16 protein-coding genes are annotated in these 17,919 nt (G+C 34.7%); 11 read left to right on the forward strand and 5 right to left on the reverse strand.

Annotated features, from left to right (window positions below):
- Positions 1-143: 143 nt before the first annotated feature.
- Positions 144-932, forward strand: coding sequence for an HAD family hydrolase (locus IQI_RS14110; RefSeq protein ID WP_064093294.1), 789 nt, complete (start codon positions 144-146; stop codon positions 930-932).
- Positions 933-970: 38 nt separating this feature from the next.
- Here the strand turns inward: IQI_RS14110 and IQI_RS14115 are convergent, their stop codons facing one another.
- From IQI_RS14115 to IQI_RS14125, 3 genes are read right to left on the reverse strand one after another with little or no spacing between them, the layout of a single operon-like run.
- The gene (locus IQI_RS14115; RefSeq protein WP_064093295.1) at positions 971-2,119 is read right to left on the reverse strand and encodes a response regulator; all 1,149 of its coding nucleotides are present in this window, start codon (positions 2,117-2,119) and stop codon (positions 971-973) included.
- A gap of 30 nt (positions 2,120-2,149) precedes the next feature.
- Positions 2,150-3,550: a glycosyltransferase family 2 protein gene (locus IQI_RS14120; protein WP_408007567.1), complete on the reverse strand. Its 1,401-nt coding sequence runs from the start codon at positions 3,548-3,550 to the stop codon at positions 2,150-2,152.
- Positions 3,547-4,599, reverse strand: a complete 1,053-nt coding sequence (locus IQI_RS14125) for a HEAT repeat domain-containing protein (RefSeq protein ID WP_064093296.1) — start codon at positions 4,597-4,599, stop codon at positions 3,547-3,549. The genes IQI_RS14120 and IQI_RS14125 overlap by 4 nt, the downstream gene beginning before the upstream one ends.
- 161 nt (positions 4,600-4,760) lie before the next feature.
- Here IQI_RS14125 and IQI_RS14130 point away from each other — a divergent pair, with 161 nt between their 5' ends.
- The 3 genes from IQI_RS14130 to IQI_RS14140 all read left to right on the forward strand — a co-directional run bounded on the left by IQI_RS14130 (position 4,761) and on the right by IQI_RS14140 (position 8,723).
- Entirely contained in the window at positions 4,761-5,237 is a 477-nt protein-coding gene (locus IQI_RS14130) for a CoxG family protein (RefSeq protein ID WP_064093297.1), read from the forward strand.
- Between the two features lie 122 nt (positions 5,238-5,359).
- Complete coding sequence (locus tag IQI_RS14135; protein ID WP_064093298.1) at positions 5,360-7,927, forward strand: helicase-related protein; 2,568 nt, start codon at positions 5,360-5,362, stop codon at positions 7,925-7,927.
- Between the two features lie 79 nt (positions 7,928-8,006).
- Positions 8,007-8,723, forward strand: a complete 717-nt coding sequence (locus IQI_RS14140; RefSeq protein WP_064093299.1) for a DsbA family oxidoreductase — start codon at positions 8,007-8,009, stop codon at positions 8,721-8,723.
- Positions 8,724-8,768: 45 nt separating this feature from the next.
- On the opposite strand, the gene IQI_RS14145 is transcribed toward IQI_RS14140, so the two are convergent.
- Positions 8,769-9,896, reverse strand: a complete 1,128-nt coding sequence (locus IQI_RS14145; protein ID WP_231893429.1) for a CAP domain-containing protein — start codon at positions 9,894-9,896, stop codon at positions 8,769-8,771.
- A gap of 204 nt (positions 9,897-10,100) precedes the next feature.
- On the opposite strand from IQI_RS14145, the gene speD reads away from it, so the two are divergent.
- The 6 genes from speD to IQI_RS14175 all read left to right on the forward strand — a co-directional run bounded on the left by speD (position 10,101) and on the right by IQI_RS14175 (position 16,210).
- Complete coding sequence (gene speD / locus IQI_RS14150; RefSeq protein ID WP_064093301.1) at positions 10,101-10,913, forward strand: adenosylmethionine decarboxylase; 813 nt, start codon at positions 10,101-10,103, stop codon at positions 10,911-10,913.
- A 134-nt stretch (positions 10,914-11,047) separates the two neighbouring features.
- A complete protein-coding gene (locus IQI_RS14155; RefSeq protein ID WP_064093302.1) occupies positions 11,048-11,848 on the forward strand; it encodes a TIGR00266 family protein in 801 nt (266 codons plus the stop codon).
- An 82-nt stretch (positions 11,849-11,930) separates the two neighbouring features.
- Positions 11,931-12,317, forward strand: coding sequence for a VOC family protein (locus IQI_RS14160; protein ID WP_064093303.1), 387 nt, complete (start codon positions 11,931-11,933; stop codon positions 12,315-12,317).
- Positions 12,318-13,225: 908 nt separating this feature from the next.
- Positions 13,226-14,623, forward strand: a complete 1,398-nt coding sequence (locus tag IQI_RS14165) for a DEAD/DEAH box helicase (protein WP_064093304.1) — start codon at positions 13,226-13,228, stop codon at positions 14,621-14,623.
- Positions 14,624-14,813: 190 nt separating this feature from the next.
- On the forward strand, positions 14,814-15,566 hold the full coding sequence (locus tag IQI_RS14170; RefSeq protein ID WP_064093305.1) for an exodeoxyribonuclease III: 753 nt from the start codon (positions 14,814-14,816) through the stop codon (positions 15,564-15,566).
- Positions 15,567-15,613: 47 nt separating this feature from the next.
- On the forward strand, positions 15,614-16,210 hold the full coding sequence (locus IQI_RS14175; protein ID WP_064093306.1) for a hypothetical protein: 597 nt from the start codon (positions 15,614-15,616) through the stop codon (positions 16,208-16,210).
- 920 nt (positions 16,211-17,130) lie between these two features.
- Here the strand turns inward: IQI_RS14175 and IQI_RS14185 are convergent.
- On the reverse strand, positions 17,131-17,433 hold the full coding sequence (locus IQI_RS14185) for a hypothetical protein (RefSeq protein ID WP_064093876.1): 303 nt from the start codon (positions 17,431-17,433) through the stop codon (positions 17,131-17,133).
- A 178-nt stretch (positions 17,434-17,611) separates the two neighbouring features.
- On the opposite strand from IQI_RS14185, the gene IQI_RS14190 reads away from it, so the two are divergent.
- Complete coding sequence (locus IQI_RS14190) at positions 17,612-17,893, forward strand: DUF6509 family protein (protein ID WP_064093308.1); 282 nt, start codon at positions 17,612-17,614, stop codon at positions 17,891-17,893.
- The last annotated feature ends 26 nt before the right edge of the window (positions 17,894-17,919 follow it).

Consider the following 17,919-nt stretch of genomic DNA (forward strand, 5'->3'; position numbering starts at 1 on the left):
TCCTTTTTAAACTGTTTTATTTTTATTTTCCCTAAAATTCAATAAAATAACGACAAGAGCAAATTTTGTTTACTATTAAATACATTACTAGTAACCTTATTGTAAGCAATTGATTTTGGTACTAAGTGAAAGGGGAGGACTTGATGATTAAAGGAATATTCTTTGATTTAGATGACACACTATTATGGGATTCCAGAAGTATTGCTGAAGCGTTTCAATCCACATGCCTCTACGCAAGTGAAAAGGTAGATTTGGATCCAGAACAACTGGAAATAAATGTTCGCATAAGAGCCAGGGAACTGTATTCTTCTTATGAAACATACAAATTCACGAAAATGATAGGAATTAATCCGTTTGAAGGTTTATGGGGAGATTTTGATGATGATCATCATGAGCAATTTAGTAAATTGAAAGAATTGGTACCTTCTTACAGGGAAGAAGCATGGACACAAGGACTCACCTCCATAGGAATCAATGATAGACAGTTAGGAAAGGAATTAGCTGAATATTTCCGTAAAGAAAGAAAAAAACGTCCTTACGTATATGAAGATACATTCTATATTTTAGACGCCTTAAAGGACAAGTATGACCTTATGCTATTAACCAATGGATCGCCTCAACTGCAGAACACAAAACTCGGTATAACTCCGGAACTCCAACCATATTTTAAAGAAATTATTATTTCAGGAAAAGTCGGAAGAGGGAAGCCAGAGACAGAAATGTTTCAACAAGCTCTTGAAAGCATCTCCTTACAGAATGATGAAGTCATAATGGTTGGTGATAATTTAATGACTGATATTCTCGGAGCATCCAGAATGGGGATAAAAACGGTATGGGTTAATCGGGAAAATAAAAAGCTGGACAAAGTCATCCCTGATTATGAAATCAGTCAGTTACGTGAATTGTTGCCATTAATCTCCCAATGGAAATAAAGAAAATCTTCACTTCATGAAGTGAAGATTTTTACTGCTTATATCATTCGCATTGCAAGTCTACGTACCCTTGCTTCTAACTCTCTAATATTAAATGGCTTTGTTAAATAATCATCTGCTCCAAGTTCTAATGCTTTAATAATATCTTTTTCGTTTTTTCGTGCAGTGAGCATGATAATCATGACGTTTCGATGAGGGAAATCACGACGAATTCTTTTTAATACTTCATATCCGTCCATCCTTGGCATAATGCCATCCAGTAATATAATAAAATTTCCTTCCTGCTTGAACCACTCATCTGTAAAAAAGGATTCACCTTCTCTAAAAGTTCGAATGTCAATAGAGAACCCATCAAAAGAAAATCGATTGAAGTAATCTTTTAGTACTTGCTGTATAACGGGATCATCATCAATAATTCCGATATGTAGAACTTTAGTCGTCGATTTAGATAAACGATTCCTTTTTTTTATTGTCCCAGCTGGGTCTTTATATGACTGTAATTGGTATTGCTCTACTATTGTGATTTTATTGTTAATCCTTATGAAAAGCTCTTCATCATCGATTGAGGACTGTAAATAGTCCACTATTCCAGATGAATAGGCTTGCTTTCTAAAAGTAGATGAATCAGGTCCGTTTATTAGAAAAATCGGCGTAATGGAATGATAAGCTTCTTTTTTTATATTCTCTATATTTATTTGTTTATTTTTAAAGGTGTGAAAATCAATCACAATACAATCAGGGTGATGATCCTTCAGTTTTTGGCTAATCTCTTCGCTATTATTGACAACATATACAACCCAACCATCGGATTCAAATAGACATTTCCCATGAGTTAGGGTGGATGTATTCTCGTCTATTAATACCATCAACTTACTTGTATTATTTCTTGTTGAAATCTCATTTGATTTGTCATTTTCCATTTGTCCTTGATTCTCAAAGAAGGAGAGAAGGGGCAAGGTGAATTTTTTCCATTTTTCCTTTTCCCATGTGCTACGTGAATTTTCGTCTAGATATCCTAGGAGTTCGTCTGCAATATTACTAAAATCAACTAGGCCAATAGTAGAAGCTGTTCCTCTAATGGAGTGTAGTAAACGGTAAAGTTCTGGACTAGAAATATATTCTCTTTCTTGCCAATTCAAGAGTGTACTCTTAATTTTCTGTATAAATAGTTGTTGGTATTTGTCCATCCTGTTTCACCTCTATGAAGTAAACTGAAATTATTTAGAAATTCCCTTTCGCGTCATTTCTCCCCAACCTTGCTGCTTGGTTAACACTTGCATAAACCCTTGTGCCCTCCACAAAACAGTAAGAGGACGATACCAAAACGTTTCAGATAATGCATAAAAGAATAGTTTGATAATATGGCTTACTTTTGGGTATTTCCTCAAACTCCACTCTTCTAGAAGAACGGCACTTATTGAAAGAATGGATCCATACAAAAATGCTAGAGAAAATAAAAGAATAGCAAGATCAATGTGAATGAAAGAAAATAACATGCCAAATATCAGAATAATGTAACCTAATAATTCAATAAATACACTAAAAAACTCAATGATAACAAAGTATGGCATCGAAACCATTCCCACTAAACCATACTTCGGATTAAAAATCATGGATTTATGAGTCCAAATAACTTCAAACAACCCCCTATGCCATCTATTTCGTTGTTTCTTTAAAGTCGAAATGTTCTCTGGGGCTTCTGTCCAGCAAACAGGATCAGGGACGTAGACAATTTTCTTTTTCTGTTTTTTTTCTTTTATAAGTCGGTGAAGACGAACGACTAAATCCATATCTTCGCCTACGGTATTCCTTCGATATCCACCAATGCTCAATAAAGATTCCTTATGAAAAATGCCAAATGCACCAGAAATAATTAACAACAAGTTGTGTCTGCTCAAACCAATTCTGCCCATAAGGAAAGCACGTAGATATTCTATTACCTGCATGGTTACAAATGGGTTTTTGGATAACCCAATCTCCATTACTTCCCCACGCTCAATCGTACATCCATTGGCAATTCGAATGCTGCCACCAACAGCTATTACTTCACCATTCGTATCAATGATTGGCTTCATAACTTTTAAAAAAGCATCTTGTTCTAATATTGAATCACCATCCAATGAACATATATAAGGATAATGAGAGAAGTTTATTCCTGCATTTAATGCATCTGCCTTCCCACCATTTTCCTTATCAACGAGAAACACATTCTCATAAAGGGAAGATTGATAAGTAGCTTTCACATCTTTTGTATCTAAAATTTTTCTTACTACTTTTTTTATTGGAGTCATTTCAAAATTCTCTATCATTACATTGACAGTATTATCCTTTGAACCGTCATTTACAACGACAATCTCAAATTGAGGATAATTAACACTTAATAGAGAGCGAACACTATTATAAATGCCAACTTCCTCGTTGTAGGCAGGCACAATAATAGTTATTGGCTTTGTATCAATTGAGTTTTCAATATCCTCATAAGGTTCCTTAGAATTTAGTTCATATTGACTTCGTAATTGTTTCGCTGAAATGATGAACATCACTATATAAAAAAGAAAGACCATACTCATATACCCTATAAATATCCAGGATAAGACTCCCATTAGTTGAACTATCATTCTTTATCCTCACTTCTTTCTAGCCATTGTAATGCCATATCCTTTGCAAAGGGATCTTGATGAGATTGAACAATATGTGTGAGAATGTAGTTCCCATCATTATATTGCGAGAGTGCTTCTCCGGCAGCATTGCGTACAAACCAACTCTCATCTTCTAATAACTGAATGAGAGTTGACTTTGAGCGTTCTTTCTTTATAGAGCCACAAAGTCTGGCAAAAATCATTCTTTCTTCCCAATTGGTCGATTTTGATAGTGGTAAAATTTTATTATAGTCATTCATATATCCTAATGAAGATAGGGTTTTCATAGTGGATAAACGCATCTCTAATGAAGGGTTATTTACTTGAGCTTCAACAAAAGGTAAATAATGTATGTCGTTTTGTTCTCCTATAAATTCAATTAATGCAATTTGAAAAGGCTCATAAAGCTTAGAAAAAGAGTCGATAAATGATATTAATACATTATCGTTCAATCTTCGTAATACTTCTTTATACTCAACTTTAGAAAAGGGATGTGGCGATACTAATAAAAATGATATTAATTTATGGTCTTGAAGTGATGCTAATGTTTTGATAATTTGCATTCTTTCAATAGCATCATTGTTACTTAATTCTTCAAAACGATTCCAAAGGTTAGGACGAAAGGTATCTATTCGGAAATCCTCTATTTGGAATAACGTATTCATACGAATGCTCCAGCGTGGATGTTTCATCCGAACAACATAATACTCTGATAAGAATTCTCTAGCAATAACCTGGGTTTTATTCTCCGTTTCTTCACTCTTCATAATCATTCCAAAATGATTCAACAGGTCTTCTAGTACCTCAAAAAAGAGGGGATCATTTTGTAGAATCCTGGTTTTGAATTCTACATTATGTAAAAAATGGTTCTGAAGATAAGGACTTAGTTTAGACTTTAATATTTCTTTCCTTCTTAATCGTCGGTTGTATTTCTTCTTTCTCAAGATTAAATAAAGAAGAAGTCCTGTAAGAATTGAAATCAGTAAAATATTCAATAAAATAATAAATAAAAATAAAAACTTCTCCATAACTCACGTCAACTTTCATACTCACATCATTGTTTTCATTACATATATACTTTATCAAATTTATTCCGATTTAGATAACCTCTATTCTCTAAAGAATAAAAATTCTTAAAGAATCATACTATTGGACCGATGTGAAAAAATTGACTGATGGAGGTAATCAAATGGGAGAAGCATTCCATACAATTTCAGTTCATGCACCTCAAGAAGAGGTCTGGAATTTCGTATGTGATATGAGTAGTTGGGCACCACAAGTACCAGGATACATTAGTCATTCTGTAATAAATACCTCAATATCCATTTGGGTTTTTACGATTCCCGTTGGATTTGTGCGTAAGAAAGTTCATATACAAGTAGAAATTATCGATTGGAGAGAGCCTTCAGGCATTGAGTTTGTCCTGGAAGAGATAAACGCTAAATTTTCAGGGAAAGGTTTTTTTCAAACTGAAAGGTTAGATTCAGATCAAACAAAAATAATAGGTTATTTACAAATAGACCCTAAAGGTTCCAGAAGAACATTATATGAACCATTTTTAGTGAAAGTACTTCCTCAACTAACGAAGGAATTAACTGAAAATGTTGGGACGGCAATTCAAAATAAATCAAATAGAAAAATAAATAGGAGTGATTCGAATATATAGCAGAACAGAAATTCTTATGTTTGTGCTATTATGAATAATTAGTGAGTATGGCAGTTGTTCATAATGACATACACTAGGAATACATACAACCATTAAGGCTATATATTTAAAGGGGTTTTACAATGAAGAAGCTTCACATACTACGAGAAGAAGCCGTTGAAGAAACGAAACGAAAAATAGAAGAAGATGTGAATTCTTATTTAGAAAGACATGAAGAATGTCCATCGTATGAAAACTATTTGTCAGAAAGAATCCATTTCTTTCAGCAAATGTGGACAAATGTATGGTTAAACAAAGTGACAAATGATGTTCTTCGCAGTCATAAAAAAGCATTTCTTCGAGAGAAAGGCTACGATGTTGAAGGAACAGATAAAAAGTTATTAAATAAATTATTTCGTAATGAAATAAGAAATTTTGAACCTTTTCAAATTGTTGATTGGATTAGGGAGAATTCACCTACTAGTGATGAGTGGCAGGAACGTCATCATATAGTGAGACAGCAATACATCGGCAGAGAGAGAGAAAAGCGTAAAGCTTCTATTCAAAAGCAAACACAAAAAAGAATCGTTGCATTTATGGAACAGTTCTTAGACGGAATGGAACTTTCCTTTTATCTTGAACTAAGATATCTATTTGCAAAGAAGCTTGTACATGATTTACAAACAAAGCATAAGTTCCGACATATCGAACCTTATATGCTAGAGGAAAAACTAGAGGAAGATGGACTGCTTAAAGAGGAGGATTTCAAGAACGTTTCTGATGTTTTTAAGGAATACACAGGAGCTATTCACAAAAAAAGTGAATATTGGCAAGGACAGGTATGGGAATATGAAACGTATTTTTATCCTTATGAACGATTCCTTAACTACCACACTGAGGACATTGTAAATAGACGTATTTTGGAAAACATACCCCATGATCTCTTCCAAGCATATAAAAGAGAATTCCATGAAGATTTTTCCATTGAAAAGCTGAATAAATGGAGTAATCCATTTATTCTTTTATTACAAACCGATTATTTAAATATGATTAAAGAAGAGTATGTAGAAGACTTACAGGTACTTATCGAAGTACCTTTTGACCCAAAGCTTCATTTGGTGATTTACAAAGAGGATGTTGCTAAGAGAGAGAGAAGAAAGGAAGAGGAATTAGCAGAATTAAAAAGAAAGCAACAAGAAGAAGAACGGATGATCGATGATATATTTGGTCGTGAATATAGTCCATTATTTAGAGGGGATATTCAATATATACTCCATATAGGGGAAACAAACACAGGGAAGACTCATCAGGCGATAAGCCGCATGAAGCGTGCAAAAAGTGGAATGTATTTAGCGCCTCTTCGCCTTCTAGCACTTGAAGTGTACGATAACCTAAATAATGAGGGTGTTCCATGTAATTTAAAAACAGGGGAAGAAGAAAAAGAAACCCCTTCTGCCAATCATGTTTCTTGTACAGTTGAAATGTTTCGGGAAGATGAAGAATATGAGGTCATTGTCGTTGATGAGGCACAAATGCTGGCAGATCAAGACAGAGGATTTTCGTGGTATAAAGCGATAACGAAAGCTAAAGCAAAAGAGGTTCATATTATAGGAAGTGAAAATGTACGTCAACTCCTTTTAGAATTAGTAGGAGAAGGTAACTTTCAGCTTCATCGATATAAAAGGGATATTCCATTAAAGGTAGAAGCGAAGGAATTTCAACTGCGACATACAAGGCAAGGAGATGCCATTGTTTGTTTTTCAAGAAAGAAAGTACTTGATACAGCATCAAGACTACAAAATTATGGGCATAAGGTAAGTATGATTTACGGAAGCATGCCCCCAGAAACAAGAAAAAAGCAGATGATGCAATTTATAAATGGAAAAACAAAGGTTATTGTTGCAACAGATGCCATCGGAATGGGACTGAACTTACCTATACGTAGAATTGTTTTTTTAGAAAACGATAAATTTGATGGAACTAGGAGGAGAAGACTTACTTCTCAAGAGATTAAACAAATTGCAGGCAGAGCTGGCAGAAAAGGAATCTATGATGAAGGTAAGGTAGCCTTTACGAAAGAAATTAGGGCAATGAAACAGCTTTTAGAACAGGATGACCAACCTTTAAAGACCTTTGCAATTGCCCCAACAAGTGGAATATTTGAACGTTTCCAACGGTATTACCATGATTTAGAGCGGTTTTTCCAATTATGGGACAAATTTGATAGCCCATACGGTACAGAAAAAGCCTCCCTCTTTGAAGAAAGAGAGCTGTATGAACTTATTCGAGGGACGGACATCGAAGCAAAACTTTCATTAAATGATCTTTACGGCTTTTTACACCTTCCTTTTTCAAAGAAAGAGAAGCAGTTAACTGAGCAATGGTTAGAGTATATGCATGCCATTGTCGATGGTGAAGAATTACCGGAGCCACAAGTAAAGAATAAAAACCTTGAGCAGAAGGAAGTCTCTTATAAAGCCGTTGGACTTCATCTTTTAATGCTCTATCGATTAGGGAGGCAGACGGAAGCGTTTTATTGGGAGCGAGTGAGGGAGGACATAGCAAATGGTGTTCAAGAGAGCTTACGAACAGAGGTTACAAGCATGACACGTACATGCAAACAATGCGGTAAGAAGCTGCCACCAACGTTTGGGTTTCCAATTTGTGATCGATGTCATGCCACAAGGGTAAAAAGACGTACAAGAAGATGACGATAAGCATATTAGAAGATAGACCAAGCTCTATTATGATAAAATCGGAGATGTAAATACTTATGATGAGGTGTTATCATTGAAAATTGAAGTATGGTCAGACTATGTATGTCCATTCTGTTTTATAGGAAAGCGTCGATTGGAAGAAGCCCTAAACAGTTTTCCTCATAAAGAAAACGTAGAAGTTGAGTATAAAAGCTTTGAGTTAGATCCTAATGCTGAGGTTCATTCACATTCATCCATATATGAACGTTTAGCAAAAAAATATGGAACCACTGTTGAGCAAGCGAAAGGCATGACTAAAAATGTAGCAGATCAAGCAGCAACCGTAGGGTTAACATTTAATTTTGACACAAATGTACCAACTAATACGTTTGATGCCCATAGATTGACAAAATATGCAAAGACTGTTGGGAAGGATGCTGAGCTGACTGAAAAGTTACTGCATGCTCATTTTACTGATTCAAAACACATTGGAGATAAGAATATACTTCTTAATATAGCGGAAAGCATTGGTTTAAATCGTCAGCAAGCTGAAAGTGTATTAAAAAGTAATGATTTCTCGGAAGACGTGCGTTTAGATGAAGAAGAAGCAAGACAGATTGGAGTGCAAGGCGTTCCGTTCTTTGTTATTAATCGCAAGTATGCTATTTCAGGCGCACAGCCTTCAGAAGTATTTTTAAACTCCCTCCAAAAGGTGTGGGAGGAAGAGAATGAATCATCTCCATTGCAATCTTTAGCACCAAGCAATGGGTTGAATTGCGATGAAAACGGTTGTGAAATACCCAAGAAATAAAGAAAAAAAGCAGGAGGAAGTTTCTTTTCCCCTGCTTTTTTGTCTTTAATTACTATAAAAGTTCTCGGTGAAATACGGCTGAGATTTTTCATTAAACGCTACACCTATTCCTAGATGTTCATATGTTTGCTGAAGGATGTTTTCTCGATGTCCTTTTGAATTCATTAAACCTTCATGAGCAAATATAGAACTTATCTGTCCGTAAGCTAAATTTTCTCCAGCTGTCCGAAAGGCAACTTGATCTTCTTCCATACGATTAAATGGTGATTGACCTTCTAAATTAGTATGACTGAAATAATTTTGTTCTGCCATATCAAGACTATGCTTTCGTGCGGTATCACGAACATGCTCGTTCCAGGAAAGGACATTCAAGCCGTGTTGAACTCGTGTAGCATTCGTAAGGTCGAATAGTTGAAATTCAAAGCCTTCCTTTAGCTCAGGACTAGAAGAGGTATAGAATGATTTCTTATTTTCCTCCAAGCTGTCTTTTAAAATTTGAATTGCTGTCACGGTATCATTTTCATGTTTATCATAAAAGATGGTTACATAGTTTCCATCTACTTTGTATAATTCATGTTCACCATTATTTTGCAGTTCATAAAAAGTCAGTCCTTTTCTAATTTTACTTAAGGGACGCCCAAGCTCATTTTGAACCGCTTCTTTTGAAACACCAAGCTTTATTCCTGATGAAGAAGAAAGAAGCTCCTGATTTGTATAAAGTCCATTCACTTGATCTTGTTCGTCATAAGAAACCATGAAAAAATTTTGGTAGTTTTCATGATAGGTGTACCAGGAGACTCCGTACTCATTTTTTGAAATTCTCTTAGAAGCGCCTACTTCTTTTTCAACGTCCTTTTTCGAATCTCCAAGTTCAACATTATAAACGGAAAACGTTTGATTACTTGGTGTGGACAAAGTAGGTTTTTCTATTTCATCGATTTCTTTTGAAGGTTTATTTTCCAAATTCCTAAAAGATTCGTCAATCTTTATTAGAAGTAAACTCACTTCATGGTACAATTGATCAAAAGCGTGTTGAACCTTCGGGTTGTTTTTTACTTCTTCTATCTTGGAGAGAACTGAATCAAATCCAGTTGCTTCTACCTTTTCCTCCCATATGGGTTTGGATATATAGGCAATGATAATGATCATTGTCAGTAATAATAGTCGTCTCAATATTTTAACACTCCATTCTATCATCCATTTTACCCAAAAAAGAATAGAAGTAAAAAGTGATATGTTTATTTAATTATGAAGTACCCAAATCCATACCTCTTCAATCAAAAGTTCTGTTTTAGTATGGAATTCAATGGGTAACATAAATAAATGAATAGATAAACTTCCAATACACTAAATTTACATATAAGGGGAAATGCAGAAATGAAACTATCTCATGAAGAAAGAATTCAACTACATGAATTTAATAACCTTACAAAATCATTAAGTTTTAATATGTATGATATATGCTATACAAAAACCCGTGAAGAAAGGGAAGCTTATATCGAATATATAGATGAACAATATAATGCGGATCGTCTTACCAAAATACTCACACATGTATCGGATATAATCGGTGCTCATGTTTTAAATGTTTCAAAACAAGATTATGTACCTCAAGGAGCTAGCGTTACCATTCTAGTGTCTGAGGGTCCTATTGTGGAAGTACCAACAGAGCATTTTGATGAATCACCGGGTCCACTTCCATCGACGGTTACTATGCATCTTGATAAAAGTCATATTACTGTTCATACTTACCCTGAATACCATCCCCATGAAGGGATTAGCACATTCCGAGCAGATATTGATGTTTCTACATGTGGAGAAATTTCCCCACTAAAAGCATTAAATTATCTTATTCACTCCTTCGATACAGACATCATGACGATGGATTATCGAGTTCGCGGATTTACACGTGACATTAATGGACGTAAATTATTTATTGATCATGATATTAACTCTATTCAAAATTACATCCCGGAAGAAATTAAAGATGAATACGACATGATTGATGTTAATGTCTATCCACAAAACATTTTTCATACAAAATGTAAATTAAAAGATTTCGATTTAAATAACTATTTATTTGGTTATACAAAGGACCGGTTGGCAGACGGAGAAGAAGAAGAAATTACGAATAAAGTTAAGATGGAAATGGATGAAATTTTTTATGGGAAGAACATGAATCGTTTGTAATCAATGATTAGAATGCACTGACATATTTCTTTATGTCAGTGCATTTTTATATTTTGATTATCATCTTGTAGAAGGGAAAGGTATATGAAATGAAGAATAGATAAGTATACCTAAATTCGAAGGAGGAAATAGAATTGAATTCACATGAAATTGAATATAAATTGCATGGAGATGACATGCAATTTGTTGAAATAGAGCTAGATCCAGGAGAAAGTGCCGTTGCTGAAGCAGGTGGAATGATGATGATGGAAGATGGTATTGGGATGGAAACCATTTTTGGAGATGGCTCTCAAGGAAAAGGTAATGGTGGCTTTTTAGGCAAATTGGTTGGAGCAGGTAAACGCGTACTAACGGGAGAAAGCTTGTTTATGACGGTCTTTACTAATGGAGGAATGGGTAAGAAACACGTTTCCTTTGCTGCTCCTTATCCTGGAAAAATCATTCCAGTTGATTTAAGTGAATTAGGGGGGAAAGTAATCTGTCAAAAGGACTCATTCCTTTGTGCTGCAAAAGGTGTTTCGGTTGGTATTGACTTCCAAAAGAAATTAGGGACAGGTTTCTTTGGTGGTGAAGGGTTCATAATGCAGAAACTTGAAGGAGACGGATTAGCCTTTTTGCATGCAGGAGGAACAATCCATAAAAAAGAGCTGCAACCTGGAGAAGTATTACGTGTAGACACAGGCTGCCTCGTTGCTATGACAAAAGAAGTGGATTACAACATTGAGTACGTTGGTAAGATTAAATCTGCATTTTTAGGTGGAGAGGGTTTATTCTTTGCCACTGTTCGTGGTCCGGGAACAGTTTGGATTCAATCACTTCCTTTCAGTCGATTAGCTGAAAGGATTTATGCGAGTGCTCCACAAGGTGGGGGTCGTCATACTGGTGAAGGAAGTTTACTAGGAGGACTTGGTGACTTTTTAAACGGAGACGATTAAGTTATTTATGTATAAGACAGCAGAGAGACATGCGCTGCTGTCTTTATTATCGACTTAAAACTAAAACTTAGGGGGAAATGAAGTGAATGAATTCAAGGTAGGACAAATCATTTGGCGAGACCTCACTGTTCAAAATGCGAGTGAAATTAAAGATTTTTATTCAGAAGTGATTGGATGGAAAGCTGAAAAACATGATATGGGAGGTTATCATGATTATGATATTAAAACTCAAGATCAAGATGAGGTAGTAACAGGTATTTGTCATGCCCGCAACTCAAATGAGAGACTTCCTCCCCAATGGTTGATGTATGTATATGTTGAGGATGTGAAAGAAAGCTCGAATAAATGTGTTAACCTTGGAGGGAAAATCGTTGATGGACCAAGGAAAATGGGAGATAGTGATTTTTGTGTGATTGAAGATCCAGCTGGTGCTGTTATTGGGTTGATGTCTTTAAGCACAGGCGATTGATTATTGCTTTTTGCAGCTAACCTTAACCTTAAGAGAATTTCATATTTGATTCATGTTTACGAGGGATTGTTTTTATTTGTCGCATAACTTTGGTTACGACAACTGGATTTCGCCTCTTTTTGTTCTCCTTACCACTTAAAAGTACGTAAACATTTTTGATTTCACACTAGAATGCCGCTTCATTGAGAAATCCTCCTTTTAAAAAACTATAGGTTGTTGATAAAAAGTATCAAAAGTTGATAATAAGTCTATGTTGTAGATAATACCCTCGATTAGTTGATCATATCTTTCCATAGTTCAGGGAAGTTGAAAATAAAAGTTCAAAAGTTAATAATAAACGTTGAAAATTTAATAATAAAAGTTCAAAAGTTGATAATATTTATTTAATGAGAGGTGTATTGCCTTGCAAAATTACATGTTTTTGGAGAAATATGACCTCATTAGGAATTGTGAACGTTGAACTTTATGCAAATTAGCGTTAAGATTGTGCTTTTTGTATGAATTTTGGTGTGGATTTGTCAATCAGTGCAGTGCAATGATGAGGAGAACTGTTTTGCTTGCAGCTATCGTTCGGCGGATTCGCTTCATTGTGCTGCACAACCTTACTTCATCAGGAGTCTGTTCAGTTCTCATCACCATCTATTAAAGCTTTCCTGAAAAGTTAAAAGCAGCAACAGGTTTTCGATAGTATAGAACCGGAAATCAACGACTATTAAAAAGGGTCCGTTTACTGGATCCTTTTTTATAATGGGATTAAACAGTGCTGTATTATAAATAAATAAAAACATAAGATAAATCAATATAATACCATGTCTTAATAAAAGTCCCTTGCTATTTTCACATCAAAGCTTCACTATAATAAACGAGTATTCATTCAAGAACGCAATAATAGAAAGTAGGAATTTTCATTGAACTCATTTTTAACTTTAGGTATTTCGGATAAGGTCAACAAAATATTGAAAAAAAGCGGAATTAACACTCCAACACCTATACAAGAAAAAGTCATTCCAACTCTCCTTAAAGGGAAGGATGTAATTGCAAAGGCCCAAACAGGTACTGGAAAAACATATGCGTATGTATTGCCGATGCTGGAGAAAGCTCAAAAGAATCGTCATCATATCCAAGGATTAATACTAACTCCTACGAGAGAGTTGGCGATTCAAATTACAAATGAGATTAAAAAAATAACAAAAGATATGAAGGGTTTCGAAGTTCTTTCGATATATGGTGGCAAGAGTCATGAAGATGAAATTGTGCAACTCCAACAAAATGCCAGTATTGTAGTAGGAACACCGGGTCGCCTTTTAGATCACATAAAAAGAGGAAATCTCCAATTATCCCAACTTACATTTTGTGTTATTGATGAAGCGGACCAAATGCTTCAGATAGGATTTTTGAATAAAGTAGAAGAGATAGTGAGAGAAACTCCACCTCAACGACAGACAATGTTATTTTCAGCAACTATACCATCAGAAATTAAAAAGTTGGCAACCAAGTATTTGAATAAACCTGAGTTTATTGAAATAGAGGGGGCTCAAGTTTCAACCTTAGTTAATCAATTTGCGATTTTTACCGTTGATCGGGCAAAGCAGGACACAGTCATTCAATTGATTGATGCCTTTCAACCAGAGAAGTCGGTGGTTTTTTGTCGAACAAAACGTAGAGTGTCAAAGCTCTATCAGGTTCTAAAATCCAAGGGTTATAAAGTTGATGAGCTTCACGGAGATATACCTCAGGAAAAACGAGAAGAAGTAATGGAACGTTTCAGAAAAGGTCAAGTACCGATTCTCATCGCTACTGATGTTGCTTCAAGAGGACTCGATATTGAAGGAGTAACCCATGTATTTAATTATGATATGCCGGAAAATGCCGAGAGTTATACTCATCGGATTGGACGTACAGGAAGAGCAGGTGCCGCAGGTGTAGCGTACACTTTGTATTCAAGCGAAGAAAGACCGTTATTGGATAAGATAGAAAATGCGCTGAATAGTCGCATTCAAAAACAAAATTTAGGTAATACCATCCCACTTAAAGATAAAGCCTCATCAAAAAGAAATAACAAGGGAAGAACTAAGAAAAATCCACCAAACACAAAAATAGTTTCAAAAAAGGCAGTGGATAAGAATAAAGCTTCTACCTATGTAAAAGAAGAAAAAACACCTTCGAGAGTAACCGAAGGAATAAAGCAGAACCCATCCTCCAGTACTAAAAAAAGAGATGGGAGAGGATTGAAAAGTCCCTCAGACGCTAAAGGTAAAATGAATAGAAAAAAATCAGTCCGTCAACAACAAGGTCGTAAAAAATAAATTTTTAAAAGCATGTGCTAATGAAGCACATGCTTTTATTTTACGATAATAAAAGCTACCCTTCAGTACTATTTTAAAATAATAACGGTTTTTTATACTGTTATTTCAATATAACAATAACCTAAAACCCCTTTTATGTTAGTATAACTATGGGTTATTTTTTATATAAAAAGGAGTTTTCGAGAATAAAATGAAGCTAGTATCATGGAATGTAAACGGAATTAGAGCTTGCGTGAAGAAAGGCTTTTTAGATTTTTTTCATGAAATAGATGCCGATATCTTTTGTATACAAGAATCAAAGCTACAAGAAGGCCAGATTCATCTGGATTTAAAGGGATACCATCAATATTGGAATTATGCCCTAAAAAAAGGCTATTCAGGTACAGCAGTATTTACGAAAAAGAAGCCTTTATCTGTTTCCTATGGTATAGAGAATGAAAATGAGCCTGAGGGTAGAATTATCACTTGCGAATATGATGCATTTTTTTTAGTAAATGTGTATACACCAAATTCCAAAAGAGATTTATCCAGGCTTAAAGAGCGTCTACAATGGGAAGATAGAATAAGAGAATATGTAGTAACATTAAATTCTCAAAAACCTGTTATTTTATGTGGAGATCTGAATGTGGCCCATCAAGAGATAGATTTGAAAAATGATCGATCTAACCGAGGGAATTCAGGATTTACAGAAGAGGAACGTGAGAAAATGACCGTTCTACTTAATAGTGGATTTATAGACAGTTTTCGGTATATGTATCCAACAAAGGACGATTCTTATACTTGGTGGTCCTATATGAGTAAAGTTCGAGAACGGAATATTGGTTGGAGAATTGATTATTTCATTGTTTCGTTGCAATTGAATGATCGTATACAAGAATCGATTATTCACTCAGATATTTTGGGAAGTGATCACTGCCCTGTATACTTAGAGTTGGACATGTAAATCAATAAAGATAATATAGAGTTATAAATATAGAAGAGGGTGTACAAATGTTAAAAAAACAAATGATCTTATTTATTGAGGAAGCTCGGGATCATAATCCTAATGGGGCTGTAAAATTGTTTCAAGAAGAGCGAGAATATGCTTTAAAGCATGAACTGATTAAATCTGAAGAAATAAATGAAGAGGGTGGGACTTCTCGATTTCAAGATGCTACGATCGAAAGGTGCAGTAAAGAAACAGAAGAGCTTTTAGGGAGAGAATCAGGAGAGTTTTTGGAGAAGCCTCTTACATACTTGAAGGAAAACAAAAACGAATTTGTTTATTTGGAATCACGATGGTTTAATGTCATTGGAGTGGAAGCTGTTTCTTTAGAAATGGATGATGTGTTTGGTACTTATGACGTGATGCTAGGGTTAAAGCTTCAAAAAAAATACTGTAATGCAATTGAACAATACCTAGATCAATCACTTCAAGGAGACTCTTCCACCTATGATTTATTGTTTAATGGTGAAGATGGACTATGGGATTTTAATTTCACATTAAATAATCATCCTGATTTTAAGGAAGACCTTAGCATGATTGAAGCCTATGAGATGATTTATCGCTTTCTATTTCAACTTGCAGAGAGCGTGGAAGCTAAGTAATACTTTATCCTGATAACCCGTTCGGTTGAGGGGAAATAAAGTGTAGTTCACGATCTAACCTGGTAATTAGCAGGCCTATTAGTAGGCCTGTTTTTTTATTGTATATTGGAATTATTTAACTATTAAATGTTATAATAAAGTGCAAAATTAAAATGATGTACTAACCTATGGGTTAGTAACAACAGACAGGGATAGTTGAATAAAGGGTATATTGCAATTTTTGCTTTTACAACGTTAAAAAAAGACCATTAGATCCACTCTGAAGTGAGAGGAACAATTAAATGAATTATTTTTGCTGGTTAAATATTTTTTCGATAGTTTGGATTTTATGGGCTATCCCTAGCTTTATTTACTTTCGGTACAAACATAGTGTTTTAATTAAGAGAACTAGAAAAAAATATCTATTATTCTATATTTTTTCATATGTCTTTTCTTTAGTCATAAGTACAATAATGTACTTTCTGCTTTTAAATGGTTTGGGTGAGAATCAATTGAATATGATGTCTTCCGCAGTACCAGTCTTGTTGATGATTGTCATAGTTATTTTAACATTTATGGTTTCTTATTATGCCTACCTTCAGTTTTCTGAGAATTTTGAAGGACATTCAATAAATAAACTATTCTTCTACTACATATTACTAATAACTTCATTTACCAGCTTATACGGAATTATTTTTGTGGTTGCTTTTGGATGACAACATTAAGAATAAATAGATTCATTTTAAATTCCATAATTGAAGTTCATGATTTTATATATAGAATTAACGAGAGAGTTGTTTAACAGGAAGATGCTCCATCCTGCTTTCTAGCCTACACCTCACCAATCTTTCTCCATATCATTTGTTATTATTTTGACTTTATGTAGTAACAAGAGAAAGGAAGAGGGACGGACCTCACTGAGGTCCGTCCCTCTTCCTTTACTAAGATAGTTTGCGTTTTTTTATTTCTTCTGTGACGACGAAGGCTAAATCGTCATTTCCGAATAAGGAAAGAACTCCGAGTAGAGTTGTATCTGGAATGTGTTCAGATTCTTCCTTGGAGACAGTTAAGTCAATTCCTTGTTTTAAAGCGGGATTTTCTTCTTGATTAGGGTAGGCATCTTTATAGAGCGTAAGAGGGTCAAGGTCATTATTCACACACCATTGAGCAAAAACAAGAATCATCATATTCTCATCTCTTTGATAATTTTCAATCATTTGTTCTTCCATGTTTTTACGATTCATTTCACTCGCTCCTTGTTCATTCATCATCCTCTTATTATATCGAATTTGTAACTCTATTCCTATGAATATGATAGAAAGGCAAAAAGAAAGAGGTTTGTTTTTAACTTTCACACATGTAGGTGTATAATAGAGAGAGGTTACATAAAAAGAAACCTCATTGTTGAAAGGAAGTATATGAATGAATATTATGAGCCACACTGCCGAGGAGCTTAAGGATCCTACGGGGATTTTACCTGGAGACCGTTATGAAGTACTTCTAACCGTCGAAGTACCTGAAGATGACGAATTATACTCTGAACAAGGTCTATATATAAAAGCTATTTTTCTCCGCGATGAAAATGTGAATCGCATAGTTCAATATCAGCTAGTAGAAAGAGGAACGGAAGCGCATCTTGATTTTGCTCTGGAGGAAGATGAGGAAGCTTTGCTTCTTACTTATTGCCAAGAAAACATTAAATGAAACTAAAACCCTTTGTATTCGTAGAT

It is taken from the genome of Rossellomorea aquimaris TF-12 (genome assembly GCF_001648555.1).
Lineage (GTDB): Bacteria > Bacillota > Bacilli > Bacillales > Bacillaceae_B > Rossellomorea > Rossellomorea aquimaris.

Excerpts from the sequence above, each read along its gene's own strand:
- IQI_RS14110 (WP_064093294.1), top strand. The coding sequence starts at position 144 with ATGATTAAAGGAATATTCTTTGATTTAGATGACACACTATTATGGGAT.
- IQI_RS14170 (WP_064093305.1), top strand. The coding sequence starts at position 14,814 with ATGAAGCTAGTATCATGGAATGTAAACGGAATTAGAGCTTGCGTGAAG.
- IQI_RS14130 (WP_064093297.1), top strand. The coding sequence starts at position 4,761 with ATGGGAGAAGCATTCCATACAATTTCAGTTCATGCACCTCAAGAAGAG.
- speD (WP_064093301.1), top strand. The coding sequence starts at position 10,101 with ATGAAACTATCTCATGAAGAAAGAATTCAACTACATGAATTTAATAAC.
- IQI_RS14135 (WP_064093298.1), top strand. The coding sequence starts at position 5,360 with ATGAAGAAGCTTCACATACTACGAGAAGAAGCCGTTGAAGAAACGAAA.
- IQI_RS14125 (WP_064093296.1), bottom strand. The coding sequence starts at position 4,599 with ATGGAGAAGTTTTTATTTTTATTTATTATTTTATTGAATATTTTACTG.
- IQI_RS14190 (WP_064093308.1), top strand. The coding sequence starts at position 17,612 with ATGAATATTATGAGCCACACTGCCGAGGAGCTTAAGGATCCTACGGGG.
- IQI_RS14115 (WP_064093295.1), bottom strand. The coding sequence starts at position 2,119 with ATGGACAAATACCAACAACTATTTATACAGAAAATTAAGAGTACACTC.
- IQI_RS14185 (WP_064093876.1), bottom strand. The coding sequence starts at position 17,433 with ATGAATCGTAAAAACATGGAAGAACAAATGATTGAAAATTATCAAAGA.
- IQI_RS14120 (WP_408007567.1), bottom strand. The coding sequence starts at position 3,550 with ATGATAGTTCAACTAATGGGAGTCTTATCCTGGATATTTATAGGGTAT.
- IQI_RS14175 (WP_064093306.1), top strand. The coding sequence starts at position 15,614 with ATGTTAAAAAAACAAATGATCTTATTTATTGAGGAAGCTCGGGATCAT.